The sequence below is a fragment of the Cypionkella sp. TWP1-2-1b2 genome, from assembly GCF_049896245.1.
In the GTDB taxonomy this organism is placed as follows: Bacteria; Pseudomonadota; Alphaproteobacteria; order Rhodobacterales; family Rhodobacteraceae; genus Cypionkella.
The window spans coordinates 46,233-62,976 of the sequence record NZ_JAFCTX010000010.1; the positions used below are offsets into that span (position 1 = coordinate 46,233).

Genomic DNA, 16,744 nt, shown 5'->3' on the forward strand with positions numbered 1-16,744 from the left:
GTGGTAGGCGTCGTTTTAGCCACAGTCGGTTATTAGCCACAGTCGGTTAGCGACCGCGCGCCCACTCTTTGCCCGATTTTCGGCGCACTGCGAGTGATACGGTGGCGTAGATGGTAAAACCCACGGGATCGCGCAGGGCCAGTGCCAGAAGGCGGGCTTTGCTGAGCGGGGCTTTGGCTTCGCGCGCCAGAAGGCCGGGGTAAAGCCGGTTAATCTCGGCCACGCCTGCATCCTGGCGTCTGCGTACTTTCGTTAGTGCGGCAAAGCCCTCGATCATTGGCCATTGATATGTCGCAGCGACTTGCACCCTCTCATCCGGCTTGAACTGCAACCGCACGAAGGTGTCGTCCGAGATGATCGCGGGGAAATCCCCCCAGCGCGCGCGACCAGCGGCATTGGTGGCGAACAGGCCATAGCCAGGCGCTGGGCTTTGCGCGAAGGGCAGGCGCTGCCAGAACCTTGCATAGACACGAGTGACAGCGTTTTTGGCGCAAGGGATGCGGGCGGTTCCGGTGGCGTAGAGCGGGGCATTGCCATCAAGCGCTGTGATCAGTTCGGCCATCAGATTGGGCGAGACAATCACATCTGCATCCAGATAGGCCCGCAGTGCCGCCTTGGCGATCTGATCGCCCGCGTTCAGCGCATTGGGTTTGCCGCCCTGCGGCAAGTCCAGCACCGTCAGCGCCCAACCCGCCGCTTGCGCCTGTGCGGTATAGCTCTGCGCCACCGCTGCGGTGGCATCGCGGCAGCCGTTGGCAACCACGATACATTCTGCATTGATCGGACTGGACGCAAACAGCGCGGTCAAACAAGCGCCGATATACCCCGCCTCGTTGCTGGCCGGAATGATCACGCTTAGCCGAGGGATCAGCACGTGATGCAGCCCTTCGCCAAAGCATCCCAGCGTGGGTTACTATCGCCCAAATGCCGCAGCGCGCCCCAGCTTCCCCATTTTCCGGGCCGATACACATCGACAAATGCGTTGAACGGCTGATCGCTGATCAACTGCCACCCCGCCAGCAATTCGGCATAAAGCCCGCCCATTTCTGGCGTGAAATTGAAATGGGTGAAGAACGCCGTCAACTCCTCATCATCCACCGCCGAGCCATAGCCCACCACATGACTGCCGCCTTCATACATCATCAGTTTCAGTCCCCGGTCAGCGGCGATGGCGGCGTGATAGGGCAGGGTTTCGGCCAGCACTTGCGTCAGACTGTTGGCCGGATTGCCTGTGACAGAGCCATCGCGGAGTTCTTGGCCCGCCAGTTTGTCGGCCAGATCATAGCGGTGTTGGGCGAAGAAGGCGTCGGCATCGGTGCCGTTCAATCCGGCATCGGTCGCTGCTTTGCGCGCCGCGTCTGCCGATTGCCTCAGCCAATCCTTCACACTGGTGAATTTCTGATCCCCACCCAACTCCGCGCTGAAATAGCCCGTCACCGCATAGGCGTCAAAGCTGGCGACGGGCGGCGGCAGGCCTTCAGCCACCACCAAAGGCGCGTCGAGAATTTGCTCCTCTAGTCCCAGCCAGCCGGTTTGCACCGCGACGATCCGTGTCAGGCGGGTGGGGGCGTCCTTGAACACATCCGACCAAATCGCCATCACCTGTGCCGCCCGCAGGCCATAGAATTGCACCCAAGTCTTGTCCTGCCCCCAGCGCGCGATGCCCTGTTCTTCGGCCCAGCGGGCTTGGGCGAATTGCCAGTTCCAGACTTCGTTGGAGTATTCGACCTGAGCTTTAAGGCTCGGGTCTAGCTGGTCATGGGTAATCTGGGCATAGGTGCGGATCAGATCATCGGAGGCCAGATGCGGCAGGGTGAACCACGGATCGGCCTTCAATTCATTCGCCAGAGCCACCATCACCTCAATCGGCACACCGTTGCGGGCGTAGGAGTAATCTGCGGGTTTCGGGCGATCTTTGGGGTCGGCGAGGGTGGAATCGTTGGTCATCATCCAATCCATGAAGCGGATGCCGCGGGCACCCCGGATGCGGGCCAGCCAATCGGGGTTGAAGATTGCGCCATCTGCCAAAGCCTGCGCGCGGGAGGCGCGGACGACGGTGATATCATGGATCGGATCTGTGGCGTCCAAGGCCAGCAGGGTGACGGCGACGAGGCCTGCGCCGGGGGTGTAGTCGAACAGGATTTTGCCGGGGGTTTCTTCAACCACCTGCGCGCGGCCTTCGACTTTCAGGGTGCCTTTGCCTTGGTAGGTCAACTGGTAGCGGCCCGCGACGCCTGCGGCATCCTCGGGCAGATCGGTCAGGATCAGGGTGGAGATTTTCGCCAGTTCGGGCGGGATTTTTGTGGGCCAGCCGTTTGGCCCCAAGGCCCCGGCTTTTGCCAGATCAGCCTCGGCCCAGCCGCCAAACTGGTCGGGTAGATGGCCGATCCAAGGCCGGGCGGTTTTCATCAGGTTGAGGAACGGTTGCTGGACGGACCAATCGTTGACGCCTGCGAGGCCGAGGGCAAGGTGGGTGTTGGTGATGGGCTTAAAAGCGGGGAAGGGCGGGTCTTGGGCGTCCGGGATGGCCGTGGGGGTGGGTTGTGGCGTGGGTGCGGGGGTGATTTGGGCGGCGATTTTGCCGGGAATATAGGCTTCCAACGCCTCCCACGCGATGCGCTGAAATACCTCGGCCTGCTCTTGGGTGATCACCGCATCGCGCGACGTCCAGGCGCGGGTGACTTTGGCGGGGATGCCTTCCGGGCTTTTTCCGACAATCGCTGCCGCCTGCACCATGGCGACAAAATACAAACCCTTGCCGTTGGGGTGGATGTCATCGACGAACATCTCTTTGATATCGCTGACCCCCGGCACATGGCCCGCCTTGATCTCATCCGCCAGATGCCCCATCGCTTGGCCCACGGGAAGCAGCTTGACCTCATGCCCTGCCTTGGCCGAGGCATCTGCGACGACACCTTCCCACAGCGGCAAATCGAGTGCTAGGCGTTCACGCCACGGGATGCCTGCGTCGGGGTCGTCTTTGGTGATATTGCCGGGGCCCGAGTTCAGGCTGGGCCAGGTTTCATAGACGTAAAGCCGGGTGTGCGGGTTGGATTCTAGGGCGAGGGCTGAGAATTTCGCCACATAGCCCGCCGTGTCGTTGTATTGGATTTGGCCCGCCAAAGGCTGGGCTTCGGTCATGATCAGCACATCGGTCGCTTTGGCTTTCAGGCGGGCTTTGGCATCGACGCCTTCGGCATTGGCGGAATTGTCCCAGTTGTAGGCGAGCGAGGAGCCATTGATGATCTGGGCCTGCACCACCGAGGGCTGGCCCATCTCGCGTAAGGTGGCGTCAAGCACGGTGGGCAGGGTGGGGCCGACCAGTGAATGGCCGATGAACAGCACATCGGTCAGCAACGAGAGCAGGGACATCGGGTGCCTCTTTGAAACGGTTTGCGGTAACGATAGCCGGAATGTCGCCGCCTTGCCACGACCCCTACGTCGCAGTTTGGGCGAAATTCAGGCGTGGGGCCACGCGGCCCCTGTTTCTTGGGCTGTGATCTGGTATTCAGCCGCCAAACGGTGACAGCGCGAGGGATTGGCATGACGCATCTTTGGGTCCGGGCAGAGCAGCGCCCGAATGAGGAGCGCGTTGGGCTGACGCCGGAGGGGGCGGCGGCGCTGATCCGCGCGGGCATCCGGGTGACGGTCGAGGAAAGCTCGGTTCGTGCGATTGGGATTGAGGGCTATCGGGCGGCGGGCTGTGAGATTGCGGCGGAGAATCTTTGGCCGCAGGCGCCTGCTGATGCGATTATCTTTGGGCTGAAAGAGTTGCCCGAGGATGGTACGCCGCTGACCCATCGTCACATCATGTTCGGCCATGCCTATAAGGGCCAGCCTGCGGGGCTGGTGCTTTTGAAGCGCTTCAAGGCGGGTGGCGGCACTTTGTATGACCTGGAATATCTGGTGGGGGCAGATGGTCGCCGGGTGGCGGCGTTTGGTTATTGGGCGGGCTATGCGGGGGCGGCTGTCAGCTTGAAATGCTGGGCGGCGCAGCAGCGCGGCGGCATTGCCGGACCTGTGGCGAAATATCCCGGCAAGGCGGCGTTGTTGGCGGATTTGGAGGCGGAACTGGCGGATTTCAAGCTGCCGAAGGCCATCGTGATCGGGGCTTTGGGCCGGGTTGGCACCGGGGCGTCTGACCTGTGTGCGGCGCTGGATATTGCTGTGACGCAGTGGGATCAGGCGGAGACTGCCAGTGGTGGGCCGTTCCCGCAAATCTTGCAGCATCAGATTTTCCTGAACTGTATCCTTGCCCGCCCCGGTTGCCCGGTGTTCGTGCCCGCCTCGGCCAAGCAGGATACCACGCGCAAACTGACGGTGATTGGTGACATTGCCTGCGATCCGACATCAGATTTCTCACCGATCAAGGTGTATGATCGGGTGACGGAATGGGACGCGCCGGCGTTGCGGGTGGCGGAAAACCCGGTGCTGGATGTCACCGCGATTGACAACCTGCCGTCACTGTTGCCGGTGGAAAGCAGCGAAGATTATGCGGCTCAGTTGTTGGCTTCTTTGGCGACATTGGGTGATCTGAATTCTGGGGTTTGGGGCCGTGCGGCGGCGGAATATGCCCGCCATACTGCCAGCCTGTAAGGGAGAGAAACTATGACGATTCATTGGTGCGGCACGGGTTTGTCCTCGGCTCCGGGGTTGCGGCGGTTGATTGAGAATGGCCATCAGGTGGTGGTGTGGAACCGCACGGTTGAGAAGGCGCAGGAAGCGGTGGGCGATCTGGGCGCGGATATTCGCGCCTATTCGTTGGAGGCTTTGGCGGGTGCTTTACAGCCGGGTGACATCGCGATTTCGATGCTGCCTGCGGATCAGCATGTGGCGATTGCGCAGACATGTCTGGACAAGGGCGCGCATTTTGTGTCGTCGTCTTATATCGCGCCGGAGATGAAGGCTTTGGACGCAGCCTTTCGCGATGCCGGGCTGGTGTCGGTGAACGAGGTCGGTCTGGACCCCGGCATTGACCATCTGATGGCGCATGATCTGGTGGCGCGGTATCGCGCATCCAAAGCCTATCACGTTGATAACGTGCTGTCTTTCACCAGCTATTGCGGCGGTGTGCCGAAAATTCCGAACCCGTTCCGCTACAAGTTTTCCTGGGCTCCGCTGGGGGTGTTGAAGGCGTTGCGTTCACCTTCACGCAGTTTGCGGAATTTTTCGGAACTACGGGTCAATCGGCCTTGGGATGCTATCACCAAATATGACGCACCGCTGCCGCAGCCGGAAAGCTTTGAGGTTTATCCCAACCGCGATTCCTATCCGTTCATGCAGGATTACCGCTTTGATCCCGATTGGAAGGTCAAGGATTTTGTGCGTGGCACCATCCGGTTGAACGGTTGGCAAGACGCATGGACCCCGGTGTTCCGCGAGATTGAGACGTTGGAAGGCCCAAGCGGTGATGCGCGGTTGGCGGAAATGGCGGCGCAGTTTGTCGCCGAGAATTCCTATGCGCCGGGTGAGCCGGATCGGGTGATCTTGTTCGTGTCGCTGAAGGCAGAGCGCGATGGCCGCCCGGTGTTCCACGAGACTTGGGCGATGGATGCCTGGGGCGATGCGCGCGGATCAGCGATGGCGCGGCTGGTGTCGACTCCGGTGTCTTTCGCGGTGGAATCGGTGATGAAGCGCGAGATTGCGGTGGGGGTGCATGGTGCGCCGCATGACCCGAAGCTGCTGGAAAGCTGGCTGGGTCAGGTGCGCGGGCTGGCGCAGTATATGGAGCGGGTGCAGCACTGACCTGAACGGGGGTGCCGCCTTGGCCCCCATCGAGGGGGCACGCGGCGGCTTTGGTGCTAGGTTGAAAGGCCGGGTGTGATGCCCGGTCTTGGCTTTTGGGTCGGCGGTTGAACGCTCCGCGGGGAGTATTTCAGAAAGAGCAATCGCTGCGGCGGGTGACATAGTGGCACGGCGGCGCTATGCTGTGTGCCAATGATCCGCGCTGAAGCGGGCTGGCAGGTTACAGGAATACGATGACACGCACCCCCGGCAGGGCAAGCCTTGGCAATCGGCTGGCGATGTGGCGCGCTTTGCGGGCAGCGGCTGCGACCGGGTTTGTCTCGCAGCCAGAGCCGCGCTCGGTGGGTTTGTATGCGCGCGGGCGGCAGTTGGTGGCGGGCAATTTCCAGTTTGCCGGGCAGTTGGTGGAAGCGCCGGGGGCGTCGATCTGGGATGTCGCTTTGGACGATCCGGGCGCGGATGCCGAGGTGCAGGGGTTTTTGTGGCTGGATGATTTGGGCGCGCTGGGGAATTTTGCGGCACGGACCCGTGCGCAGGACTGGACTTGGGGTTGGATCGCGCGGTTTGGTCGGGGCCAAGGGCCGGGGTGGACGCCAGATCTGACGGGGCGGCGGCTGATCCGCTGGATCAATCATGCGCTGCTGTTGTTGCAGGGTGGCGGTGGCGCGCAGTCGGAGGCGTATTACCGCAGTCTGTCAGCGCAGGTGGTGTTCTTGTCGCGGCGCTGGGCCTATGCGGCACCGGGGCTGCCGCGGTTTGAGGCACTGACCGGGCTGATTTATGCAGGGCTTGCGCTGACCGGGATGGAGGCGCGGGTGCGGCCTGCGGTGGCGGCTTTGGCGGTGGAATGTGGGCGTGAGATTGACGCGATGGGCGGGATTCCGACGCGGAACCCCGAGGAATTGCTGGAGGTGTTCACGCTGCTGACTTGGGCCGAGCAGGCGTTGTCAGAGGCGGGGCATGTGACGCCGCCTGCGCTGATTGCGGCGTTGGAGCGGATTGCGCCTTCGTTGCGGGCGCTGCGGCATGCCGATGGTGGGCTGGCGCGGTTTCATGGTGGCGGGCGGGGGCTGGAGGGGCGGTTGGATCTGGCGCTGGCGGCGACCGGGGTGAAGCCGGGGTCGGGTGTGGGGCTGGGGTTGGCGATGGGGTTTGCGCGGCTGGCGGAAGCCCGCACCACGGTGATTGTGGATGCGGCGCGGCCGCCGGGGGGGGCTGCGGGGATGTGGGCGCATGCCTCAACGGCGGCGTTTGAGCTGACTTCGGGGCGGCATCCGGTGATTGTGAATTGCGGATCAGGTGCGCCGTTTGGGACGGAGTGGCGGCAGGCGGGGCGGGCTACGGCGTCGCATGCGACTTTGGCGGTGGAGGGGTATTCATCCAGCCGCTTGAAGCCGGGGCCACGGCTCGCGTTTGGGCAGGATGCTTTGGTGGACCGCGCGCAGGTCACGTCGTTGCGGCAGGGGCAACAGGCGGATGGGCTGCATTTGTATATGGCACATTCGGGGTGGTCGGCGACGCATGGGTTGACGCATTCGCGGGAGTTATTGCTGACGACGAATGGGCGTAAACTGTCGGGGCTGGATGCGCTGACCGCGCGGACGCAGGCAGAGCGGGCGCGGTTTGAGCGGTTGATGAATGAGGCGCAGTTGCAGGGCGCTGCGTTCAGCGTGCGATTCCATTTGCACCCGGATGTCGATGCGGCGCTGGATATGGGTGGGTCTGCGATATCGCTTGCCTTGAAAAGCGGCGAAATCTGGGTGTTCCGGCATGATGGGTTTGCTGCTTTGACGCTGGAGCCTTCGGTTTTTCTGGAAAAAGGCCGCTTGAAGCCGCGCCCGACGCGGCAGATCGTGCTTTCGGCGCGTGCTGTAGAGTTGGAGACGCGGATCGGCTGGACCTTGGCGAAAGCACAGGATACTCCGCTGGCCATCCGGGATCTGGACCGCGACGAGATGCCGGTGCCGATCTGACCTATTAGGGGCTGACATGACCAATCTTGTTCCCATTGGCCGCGCGCTGATTTCTGTCTCCGACAAATCCGGGTTGCTGGACCTTGCAAGGGCACTGGCCGCGCAGGGGGTGGAGTTGATTTCCACGGGCGGCACGAGCGGCATGTTGCGCACCGCAGGGTTGAAAGTGCGCGATGTGTCTGATGTGACGGGCTTTCCCGAGATGATGGATGGCCGCGTCAAAACCCTGCACCCCAATGTGCATGGGGCATTGTTGGCGTTGCGCGATGATGACGAGCATCTGCTGGCGATGGCGGCGCATGGGATCGAGCCGATTGATCTGCTGATCGTCAATCTTTATCCGTTTGAGAAAACCGTCGCCAAAGGTGCCGACCATGACACCTGCATCGAGAATATCGACATCGGCGGGCCTGCAATGATTCGGGCGGCTGCGAAGAACCACCGCTTTGTGACTGTTGTGACCGATCCTGCGGATTATGCGGGCCTGATTGACCAGACGCGCGCGCATGACGGGGCGACGACTTTGGCGTTTCGGCAGAAGCTGGCTTTGGCGGCTTATTCTCGCACCGCTGCATATGATACCGCTGTGTCGGGCTGGCTGTCGGGGCAGTTGGGGCAGTCGTTTACACGCTCGAAGTCTTTCGGTGGCGTGCTGGCGCAGGGCCTGCGCTATGGCGAGAACCCGCATCAGGCGGCGGCGTTCTACACCGATGGATCGAAGCGCGAAGGCGTGGCCACGGCCAAGCAATGGCAGGGCAAGGAGTTGTCCTACAACAACATCAACGACACCGATGCGGCGTTTGAATTGGTGGCAGAGTTTGCGGGGGCAGGTCCGGCTTGCGCGATCATCAAGCATGCCAATCCTTGTGGGGTGGGCAAGGCTGGCACGCTGAAAGAGGCGTATTTGCGGGCCTATGCCTGCGATCAGACTTCGGCGTTTGGCGGCATTGTGGCACTGAACCAGCCTTTGGATGCGGAAACCGCTGAGGAGATCGTGAAGATTTTCACCGAAGTGGTGATTGCGCCGGGGGCCAGCGATGAGGCCAAGGCGATCTTTGCAACCAAGAAAAACTTGCGGCTGTTGACGACTAAGGGCCTGCCGGACCCTGCCGAGAAATCTTTGGCGTTCAAGCAGGTTGCTGGCGGGTTTCTGGTGCAGGACCGCGACACCGACTCCGTTACTGTCGCCAATTTGAAAGTGGTGACAAAGCGCGCACCGAGCGAAGCCGAACTTGCCGATCTGATGTTTGCGTGGAAAGTTGCCAAGCATGTGAAATCAAACGCCATCGTTTATGTGAAGGATGGCGCGACGGTGGGTGTGGGGGCAGGGCAGATGAGCCGGATTGATTCGACTCGTATCGCGGCGCGCAAAGCGGATGATATGGCCGACGTTTTGAGCCTAAGCCAAAGCCCCACGGTGGGGTCGGTTGTGGCGTCGGATGCGTTCTTCCCGTTCGCCGACGGACTGTTGGCTGCGGCGGAGGCAGGCGCTACGGCGATCATCCAACCCGGCGGCTCGATGCGCGATGATGAGGTAATTGCGGCGGCGGATGCGGCGGGCCTTGCCATGGTGTTCACCGATCAGCGGCATTTCCGGCACTAGGATGCGCGCGCTTTCCATCACCGCGATCATCGTCTTTCTGCTGGATCAGCTGAGCAAACTCGGCGTCATTCGCCTGCTTTCCATCAGGGAGCGCGGGGAAATCGAGGTGCTTGATCCGCTGTTGAACTTCCGCTGGGCCGAGAATCGCGGTGTCAACTTTGGCCTGTTCGCCAACAGCGCCGATCTGATGCGCTGGGTGCTGATCGCTGTGGCTGTGGCGATCTCGGCTTGGGTGCTGGTCTGGTTGCGGCGCGAGCGCCCCGGCAACTGGGCAATGATCTCGGGCGGGCTGCTGATCGGTGGCGCTTTGGGCAATGTGGTCGACCGCATCGCTTACGGCTATGTCGCGGATTTTCTGACGATGTCGTGCTGCGGGTATGAAAACCCTTATTCGTTCAACATCGCTGACATCGCAATCTTCGCAGGTGCCTTGGGTTTGGTGGTGTTTGGTGGCAAATCTGCCAAGCCAACCCGCGCCAAGCGGCGAAAGACCCCGTGACGCGGGCGGGATCATAGGCTAAGACGGCGATGGTAGAGCTTGGTGGAGGCAGCAATATGCGATCAGCAAAGGTGGTTCTCGCGTTCGCGGGCGCAGCGTTGTTGGCGCTTGCGGCCTGCAGCGAAAAGGCGCCCGATCTGATGAATCTGCGCTCGGACAGCAACGGCCCGGATGAATTCGCAATTCTGCCGCCGAAAGCTTTGGAACTGCCGGTCTCGCTTGCCGATCTGCCCGCCCCCACGCCGGGCGGTGCCAATCTGACCGATCCGAACCCGCAAGGCGACGCCATCACCGCTTTGGGCGGCAAACCCGCGGCCACCAGCGGCGTCAGCGATGCGGGGCTCTACAATTACGCCACCCGGCAGGGCGTTACCCCCGGTATCCGGGCGACTTTGGCGGCTGAAGATCTGGAATTCCGCAAGAAAAACAATGGCCGCCCGTTGGAGCGCCTGTTCAACCTGAATGTCTATTACAAGGCCTATGCCAAACAGTCGCTGGACCAGCACGCCGAATTGGCACGTTGGCGAGCAGCCGGTGCGCGCACCCCCTCGGCCCCACCGCGCAACAAGGGCGAGTGATCACAACCCCGTTGCCCCGGCTTTCGCAGGGCGGGCATTGCGGTTAGCGTATGTCCTGTAATCCACGGAGGACCGCGATGCTTCGCCCCCTTGGCCGCGCTATGCTCGGCCTTTTCGCCCTGTCGCTGCCCAACTTGCCTTTCGCCGCAAGCGCCGACACGGTCAGCAGTTTCACCCTCGACAACGGCCTGCAGGTGGTGGTGATCGAAGATCACCGCGCCCCTGTTGTCACCCAGATGGTCTGGTATAAAATCGGCCGCGCTGATGAGGTCGCAGGCCATTCCGGCATCGCGCATTTCTTTGAACATCTGATGTTCAAGAGCACCGCCAAAGTGCCGACGGGCGAGTTTTCCGCCACGGTCGAAAAGCAGGGTGGCGATGACAACGCCTTCACCACGCAGGATTATACCGCGTTTTTCCAAAGGGTTGCCGCAGATCGGCTTGATCTGATGATGCAGATGGAATCCGACCGCATGGTCAATCTGAACATGTCGGAAGAAGATGTGACGACCGAGCGTCAGGTGATCTTGGAAGAACGCGGCCAGCGCACCGACAGCGATCCCGGCAGCTTGCTGCAAGAGCAGATGTCGGCGGCGCAATACCTCAACCACCCTTACGGCATCCCGGTGATCGGCTGGCGCGCAGAAATCGCGGGCCTGACCCGGGATGATGCGATCAACTTTTATCGCGCGTATTACGCCCCCAACAACGCCATCCTGATCGTGGCGGGTGATGTAAAGCCGGACGCTGTGCTGGCTTTGGCCAAGAAATACTACGGCCCGCTGCCGCCTTCGGACAAAATCAAGCCGCGCCACCGCCCTGAAGAGCCGCCGCAACTCGCCGAACGTCGCATGGTGCTGGCGGATGAGCGGGTGGCGCAACCCTATGTCGCGCGCAGCTATCTCGCCCCCGAGCGCAACCCCGGCGATCAGAAACAAGCCGCTGCTTTGGCCGTGCTGGCCGATCTTCTCGGCGGCTCTGGCACCACTTCGGTGCTGACCAAAGCCTTGCAGTTTGACAGCCAAACCGCGGTTTATTCCTCGGCCTATTACGATGGTGTTTCGGTTGATCCGCAAACCTTCGGCCTTGTTGTGGTGCCTGCCGAGGGCGTCAGTTTGGCGGATGCCGAGGCTGCGATGGACAAGGTGATCGCGAAATTCATGAAAGATGGCGTCAACCCCGATGATTTCGCCCGCATCAAAACCCAAATCCGTGCGGGCCAGATCTATGCCCGCGACGATGCAGGTGGATTGGCCCGCAGCTATGGCGAAGCCCTCGCCGTTGGGCTTTCGGTCAAGGATGTGCAGGATTGGCCCGATGTGTTGCAAGCCGTGACACCCGAAGATGTGATGGCCGCAGCCAAGCTGGTCTTCAACCGCGATCAGGCCGTGACCGGCTGGTTGACCACCAAGGAGGCCGCACAATGAATATCCCTATGCTCTGGCGCGCTGCCGCCGTGCTGCTGGCCTTGGCCTCGCCCCTGCACGCCGAGGTGAATATCCAGCCCGTCACCTCTCCGGGTGGCATCAAGGCATGGCTGGTCGAAGACCATGGTATCCCCTTCACCGCGCTGGAAATTCGCTTCAAGGGTGGCACCTCGCTGGATGCGCCGGGCAAGCGTGGCGCGGTCAACCTGATGACGGCGCTGATCGAAGAAGGTGCGGGCGATCTTGACAGCCAAGGCTTTGCAGCCGCCCGCGATGGCCTTGCCGCCAGCTTCCATTTCAGCAGCGATCAGGATGGCGTTTCGGTCTCCAGCCATTTCCTGACCGAGAACCGGGATCAGGCCTCGGCCCTGCTGCATGATGCCTTGACCAAGCCGCGCTTTGACCAAGATGCGGTGGACCGGGTGCGTGAACAGGTACTGTCTGGCCTGCGCTCGGACGCCAAAGACCCCGGCGCGATTGCTGGAAATCTCGGACGCGCCCGCAGTTTTGGTGACCATCCCTATGGCTCGGACGGTTCCGGCGCGATTGAAAGCGTCACCGCGCTGAGCCGCGACGACATCCTGCAAGCCTTCAAAGACGCTATCGCGCGTGACCGCATCACCGTCGCCGCTGCAGGGGACATTTCTGCCACCGATCTGGGCGTGCTATTGGATAAACTGCTGGCCGATCTGCCCGCCACAGGTGCGCCACAACCCGGACCCGCGACGTTGCAGCTTAAGGGCGGCATCACCGTGCAAGATTTCCCCGGTCCGCAGTCGATGGTGATCTTTGGTCAAGGTGGCATGAAGTTCTCGGACCCCGACTATTTCGCCGCCAGCCTGCTGAACGAAATCCTCGGCGGCGGTCGATTTTCAGCCCGCCTGATGACCGAAGTGCGCGAAAAACGTGGCCTCACCTATGGCGTCAGCACCAGCTTGGCCGCCTATGACCATGCCGAAGTGCTGGTGGGCCAGTTTCAGGCCAGCAATGAAAAGGTGGCCGAGGCGATCAAGGTGATCCGGGCTGAATGGGCAAAGGTGGCCAAGGATGGCGTCACGGCGGATGAGCTTGCCAACGCCAAAACCTATATGACCGGGGCCTATCCGCTGCGGTTCGACGGCAACGACACGATTGCGTCGATCTTGGTGGGGATGCAGGATCTCGGCCTGCCGCCCGACTATCCGAAAACCCGCAACGCGCGCGTTGAAGCGGTCACGCTGGCGGACGTCAAGCGTGTCGCCGCCCGCCTGATCAAACCCGAGGATCTGCATTTCATCGTGGTGGGCCAACCGACAGGCGTTCAGAACGAATAGCGAATCTGTGGAGGTTTTCCGCACAGCCTGCTAGAACTGGGGGCATGACGCTGCGTGCCCCCAACATACGCCCCATCATTCGCGCTTTGGATGAAGCCGCCATCAACCGCATCGCGGCGGGCGAAGTGGTGGAACGCCCGGCCTCTGCCGTGAAAGAACTGGTCGAAAACGCTTTAGACGCAGGTGCTAAGCGCATAGCGGTCGAATATTCCGCAGGCGGCAAAATGTTGATCCGGGTCAGCGACGACGGCTGCGGCATGACGCCGGAAGACCTCCCCCTCGCCATCGCCCGCCATGCCACCTCGAAAATCGACGGATCAGACTTGCTGAACATCCGCTCTTTCGGCTTCCGGGGCGAGGCGCTGGCTAGCCTGGGCTCCGTCGGGCGACTCACCCTGACCTCGCGCGCCGAGGGCTTTGAGGGCGCAAGCCTTACCGTCGCAGGCGGTCGCCAAGCCGAAATCCGTCCCGCCGCAGCCTCCCGTGGCACCAGCGTTGAACTGCGCGACCTGTTCTACGCCACCCCGGCCCGCCTGAAATTCCTGCGCACCGACCGCAGCGAAGCCCAAGCCATCGCCGAGGTGATCAAACGCCTTGCGATGGCAGAGCCGCAGGTTGGCTTCACCCTGACGGAAATCACCGAAGGCAATGGCCCTCGCACCATCTTCCGCGCCGACCCCCAATCGGGGGATTTCTTCGACGCACTGCACAGCCGCCTTGCCGATGTTTTGGGGCGCGATTTCATCGACAATGCCCTGAAAATCGACGTCGAGCGTGACGGTCTGCGCCTGACCGGATACGCAGCCCTGCCGACCTATTCGCGCGGCTCGTCGGTGCAGCAATTCGTCTGCGTCAATGGTCGCCCGGTGCTTGACCGCGTTTTGCTGGGCGCTCTCCGCGTCGCTTATTACGACTTCCTCAGCCGGGATCGCCATCCCGCAGCCGTCCTCAACCTGATCTGCGACCCCGAGCGGGTGGATGTGAACGTCCACCCCACCAAATCCGAGGTGCGTTTTCGCGAGCCCGAAGCCGCCCGCAGCCTGATCATCACCGGGTTGCGCACGGCTTTAAGCGGGGCAGGCCACCGCGCCAGCACGACGGTGGCCGATGCCACTTTGGCCGCGATGCGCCCCGAGGCAGTGGCCCAAACCAGCCTGAATTATCCGCGCATCTACCAAATGGACCGCCCCAGCCCCGCTAGCCTGGGCCGCGCCTACGCCTATCAAGCGCCAGAGCCGCAAAAACTTGAGGCTTCGGGTTTCGCCGAAACGCCCTCCGCGCGCTTTGAGCCCGTCCTGCAAGACCCCATCAACGCGCCGCTTGGTGCCGCGCGTGCGCAGGTGCATGAGAACTACATCATCGCCCAAACCGCCACCGGCATGGTGATCGTCGATCAACACGCGGCGCATGAGCGGCTGGTTTACGAGCGGCTGAAACGTCAGATGGCGGAAACCGGCATCAAGGCCCAAGCCCTGCTGATCCCCGAAATCGTAGAGCTTTCCCCCTCCGACGCCACCCGTTTGCTCGACATAGCCCAAGACCTCGCTGCCCTCGGCCTTACCGTTGAGCCCTTCGGCGGCTCGGCCATCGCCGTGCGTGAAACCCCGGCTATTCTGGGCAATGTCTCGGCGGCGGCCTTGCTGCGCGATGTGCTGGACGAACTCAGCGACCTTGGCCAAAGCCAATCGGTGCAAACCAAAATGGAGGCGATCCTGTCCCGCATGGCCTGCCACGGCTCGATCCGCTCGGGCCGCCAAATGCGCGCCGAGGAGATGAACGCCCTGCTGCGCGAGATGGAGGCGACCCCGCATTCCGGCCAGTGCAACCATGGCAGGCCAACCTATGTGGAGTTAAAACTCCATGATATCGAAAGGCTTTTCGGGCGCAGATGATCACGCTTTTTGGCCAAACCTATGCGTGGAACGCGCCCGAGGTTCTGCTGATTGGCGGGGCTGTTCTGACGCTTGCGCTGCTTCTCATCCTGATCCTGCGTGCCGCTGGCCGTTCTGCCACGATGGCCGCACCTTTAATGCGTGAAATGGGTTGGTTGGGCAGCCGGGTGCAGGCTTTGGGCGAGGGGCAGGAACGGCTTGCGGGGGGCTTGCATCATGTCAGCGAAACCCAAACCAACGCCCAAACCGCCATGCTGCAACTGATGGAAAAGCGTCTGGCCGAAGTGCAGCGCGCGATGGGCGAAAGCCTGCACGGCACCGCGACCCGCACCGCGCACAGCCTGGGCGAGTTGCAGCAACGCCTGCTGACCATCGACAAAGCCCAAGCCAATATCGAGAAACTGTCGGGCAATGTGCTGAACCTGCAAGACATTCTTGCGAACAAGCAAGCGCGCGGGGCGTTTGGCGAAATCCAGTTGAATGACATCGTGCAAAAGGCGCTGCCCTCGGACGCTTATACGATGCAGGCGACCCTTAGTAACGGCAAGCGCGCCGATTGTCTGATCCACCTGCCCAACCCACCCGGCCCGATCGTGATCGACGCCAAGTTTCCGCTAGAGGCGTATGAGGCTTTGCGCCGCGCCGACAATCCGCGTGCTGTGACCGAAGCCCAAGCGCAACTGCGCGCGGCGGTGCGGGTGCATATCAAGGCGATTTCCGAGAAATACATCCTCGACGGCGAAACCGCTGATGGGGCGCTGATGTTCCTCCCCTCGGAAGCCGTGTACGCCGAGTTGCACGCCAACTTCCCCGAAGTGGTGCGCGATGGCTTTACGGCTCGGGTCTGGATCGTCTCGCCCACCACCTGCATGGCGACGCTGAACACCATGCGGGCGGTGCTGAAAGATGCGCGGATGCGCGAACAGGCGGGGGCGATCCGCATGACTTTGCGGCAGTTGCACCGCGATGTGGAACTGGTGGTAGAGCGGGTTGAGAAATTATCGACGCATTTCAACCAGGCCCGTGCCGATCTGGATGGCATCTCAACCGCAGCCGAGCGCGCAGGCAAACGTGCGGCGCGGTTGGATAATTTCGATTTTGAGGAACTTGCCCCGGTCGACGTGAAAGCGAGCGATCCGACGCCGCTTTCAGGGCCGCAGGCCGCAGAATAACCCTAGCAGAGTATCCGCCTATGATCCGCCACCTGACCCCCGCCGATTACAAAACCATGCCTTGGGCCAATGGCAAAGGCGTGACGGTGGAGATGCTGCGCGTTGAAGAAGGCGGCTTGCTGTGGCGGCTTTCGCGGGCTTCGGTGGTGGAGAATGGCGATTTTTCACTTTTTCCGGGGATCGAGCGCAACCTGACTGTGATCACCGGGCCGGGTTTTGATCTGGTGGGCGGCGGGCTGCATCTTGTCGCCAAGCCGTTGGTTCCGGTGGCCTTTGCGGGGGATATTCCGATCCGTGCCGAAAGCGTCAGCGCGGCATCGGATGATTTCAACGTGATGACCGCGCGGCATTTGGCGCGGCCCGAAGTGGCGGTTATCACTGGGGCTGCGCAGCTTGCTGGTGGCAATATGCTGGCGGTTTTCGCTTTGAGTGAAGCTACTGCGAACGGGATGGCGATGGCACGCTACGATCTGATCCTTACAGATCAACCTTGCGCCTTAGGCGGGCAAGTCATCGCGGTCAGGTTGTATCGGTAGGCTGCG

The 16,744-nt window shown here is 62.0% G+C and carries 13 protein-coding genes; 11 read left to right on the forward strand and 2 right to left on the reverse strand.

Going from position 1 to position 16,744, the window contains the following annotated elements; translation table 11 throughout:
- Positions 1 to 46 precede the first annotated feature (46 nt).
- Together ACP7AP_RS08545 and ACP7AP_RS08550 are read right to left on the reverse strand one after the other, a co-directional pair.
- Positions 47 to 874 (reverse strand): glycosyltransferase family 2 protein, encoded by an 828-nt coding sequence (locus ACP7AP_RS08545; protein WP_426033782.1) that lies wholly within the window; start codon positions 872 to 874, stop codon positions 47 to 49.
- Positions 868 to 3,372, reverse strand: a complete 2,505-nt coding sequence (locus tag ACP7AP_RS08550) for a hypothetical protein (protein ID WP_426033783.1) — start codon at positions 3,370 to 3,372, stop codon at positions 868 to 870. Before ACP7AP_RS08550 ends, ACP7AP_RS08545 begins: the two co-directional genes overlap by 7 nt.
- 171 nt (positions 3,373 to 3,543) lie before the next feature.
- Here ACP7AP_RS08550 and ACP7AP_RS08555 point away from each other — a divergent pair, with 171 nt between their 5' ends.
- The 11 genes from ACP7AP_RS08555 to ACP7AP_RS08605 all read left to right on the forward strand — a co-directional run bounded on the left by ACP7AP_RS08555 (position 3,544) and on the right by ACP7AP_RS08605 (position 16,738).
- On the forward strand, positions 3,544 to 4,596 hold the full coding sequence (locus ACP7AP_RS08555) for a saccharopine dehydrogenase (protein ID WP_426033784.1): 1,053 nt from the start codon (positions 3,544 to 3,546) through the stop codon (positions 4,594 to 4,596).
- A 12-nt stretch (positions 4,597 to 4,608) separates the two neighbouring features.
- Entirely contained in the window at positions 4,609 to 5,745 is a 1,137-nt protein-coding gene (locus ACP7AP_RS08560) for a saccharopine dehydrogenase family protein (protein ID WP_426033785.1), read from the forward strand.
- Between the two features lie 233 nt (positions 5,746 to 5,978).
- On the forward strand, positions 5,979 to 7,718 hold the full coding sequence (locus ACP7AP_RS08565; RefSeq protein WP_426033786.1) for a heparinase II/III family protein: 1,740 nt from the start codon (positions 5,979 to 5,981) through the stop codon (positions 7,716 to 7,718).
- Between the two features lie 16 nt (positions 7,719 to 7,734).
- Positions 7,735 to 9,321 (forward strand): bifunctional phosphoribosylaminoimidazolecarboxamide formyltransferase/IMP cyclohydrolase, encoded by a 1,587-nt coding sequence (gene purH / locus ACP7AP_RS08570; RefSeq protein WP_426033787.1) that lies wholly within the window; start codon positions 7,735 to 7,737, stop codon positions 9,319 to 9,321.
- A 1-nt stretch (position 9,322) separates the two neighbouring features.
- Positions 9,323 to 9,820: a signal peptidase II gene (lspA, locus tag ACP7AP_RS08575; RefSeq protein WP_426033788.1), complete on the forward strand. Its 498-nt coding sequence runs from the start codon at positions 9,323 to 9,325 to the stop codon at positions 9,818 to 9,820.
- A 56-nt stretch (positions 9,821 to 9,876) separates the two neighbouring features.
- On the forward strand, positions 9,877 to 10,398 hold the full coding sequence (locus tag ACP7AP_RS08580) for a DUF3035 domain-containing protein (protein WP_426033789.1): 522 nt from the start codon (positions 9,877 to 9,879) through the stop codon (positions 10,396 to 10,398).
- A gap of 77 nt (positions 10,399 to 10,475) precedes the next feature.
- Positions 10,476 to 11,825, forward strand: a complete 1,350-nt coding sequence (locus ACP7AP_RS08585; RefSeq protein ID WP_426033790.1) for a M16 family metallopeptidase — start codon at positions 10,476 to 10,478, stop codon at positions 11,823 to 11,825.
- Between the two features lie 8 nt (positions 11,826 to 11,833).
- On the forward strand, positions 11,834 to 13,138 hold the full coding sequence (locus ACP7AP_RS08590) for a M16 family metallopeptidase (protein ID WP_426033874.1): 1,305 nt from the start codon (positions 11,834 to 11,836) through the stop codon (positions 13,136 to 13,138).
- 44 nt (positions 13,139 to 13,182) lie between these two features.
- Positions 13,183 to 15,030 carry a DNA mismatch repair endonuclease MutL gene (gene mutL / locus ACP7AP_RS08595; RefSeq protein WP_426033791.1) on the forward strand — a complete coding sequence of 616 codons (1,848 nt, stop codon included), beginning with the start codon at positions 13,183 to 13,185 and terminating at the stop codon, positions 15,028 to 15,030.
- Positions 15,027 to 16,202, forward strand: a complete 1,176-nt coding sequence (locus tag ACP7AP_RS08600) for a DNA recombination protein RmuC (protein WP_426033792.1) — start codon at positions 15,027 to 15,029, stop codon at positions 16,200 to 16,202. The genes mutL and ACP7AP_RS08600 overlap by 4 nt, the downstream gene beginning before the upstream one ends.
- A gap of 20 nt (positions 16,203 to 16,222) precedes the next feature.
- Positions 16,223 to 16,738 carry a HutD/Ves family protein gene (locus ACP7AP_RS08605; RefSeq protein WP_426033793.1) on the forward strand — a complete coding sequence of 172 codons (516 nt, stop codon included), beginning with the start codon at positions 16,223 to 16,225 and terminating at the stop codon, positions 16,736 to 16,738.
- Positions 16,739 to 16,744 lie beyond the last annotated feature (6 nt).

What these genes read in the sequence shown, in the direction of transcription:
- ACP7AP_RS08550 (WP_426033783.1), bottom strand. Translation starts at nt 3,372, where the DNA reads ATGTCCCTGCTCTCGTTGCTGACCGATGTGCTGTTCATCGGCCATTCA.
- ACP7AP_RS08555 (WP_426033784.1), top strand. Translation starts at nt 3,544, where the DNA reads ATGACGCATCTTTGGGTCCGGGCAGAGCAGCGCCCGAATGAGGAGCGC.
- ACP7AP_RS08560 (WP_426033785.1), top strand. Translation starts at nt 4,609, where the DNA reads ATGACGATTCATTGGTGCGGCACGGGTTTGTCCTCGGCTCCGGGGTTG.
- ACP7AP_RS08565 (WP_426033786.1), top strand. Translation starts at nt 5,979, where the DNA reads ATGACACGCACCCCCGGCAGGGCAAGCCTTGGCAATCGGCTGGCGATG.
- purH (WP_426033787.1), top strand. Translation starts at nt 7,735, where the DNA reads ATGACCAATCTTGTTCCCATTGGCCGCGCGCTGATTTCTGTCTCCGAC.
- lspA (WP_426033788.1), top strand. Translation starts at nt 9,323, where the DNA reads ATGCGCGCGCTTTCCATCACCGCGATCATCGTCTTTCTGCTGGATCAG.
- ACP7AP_RS08580 (WP_426033789.1), top strand. Translation starts at nt 9,877, where the DNA reads ATGCGATCAGCAAAGGTGGTTCTCGCGTTCGCGGGCGCAGCGTTGTTG.
- ACP7AP_RS08585 (WP_426033790.1), top strand. Translation starts at nt 10,476, where the DNA reads ATGCTTCGCCCCCTTGGCCGCGCTATGCTCGGCCTTTTCGCCCTGTCG.
- ACP7AP_RS08590 (WP_426033874.1), top strand. Translation starts at nt 11,834, where the DNA reads ATGCTCTGGCGCGCTGCCGCCGTGCTGCTGGCCTTGGCCTCGCCCCTG.
- mutL (WP_426033791.1), top strand. Translation starts at nt 13,183, where the DNA reads ATGACGCTGCGTGCCCCCAACATACGCCCCATCATTCGCGCTTTGGAT.
- ACP7AP_RS08600 (WP_426033792.1), top strand. Translation starts at nt 15,027, where the DNA reads ATGATCACGCTTTTTGGCCAAACCTATGCGTGGAACGCGCCCGAGGTT.
- ACP7AP_RS08605 (WP_426033793.1), top strand. Translation starts at nt 16,223, where the DNA reads ATGATCCGCCACCTGACCCCCGCCGATTACAAAACCATGCCTTGGGCC.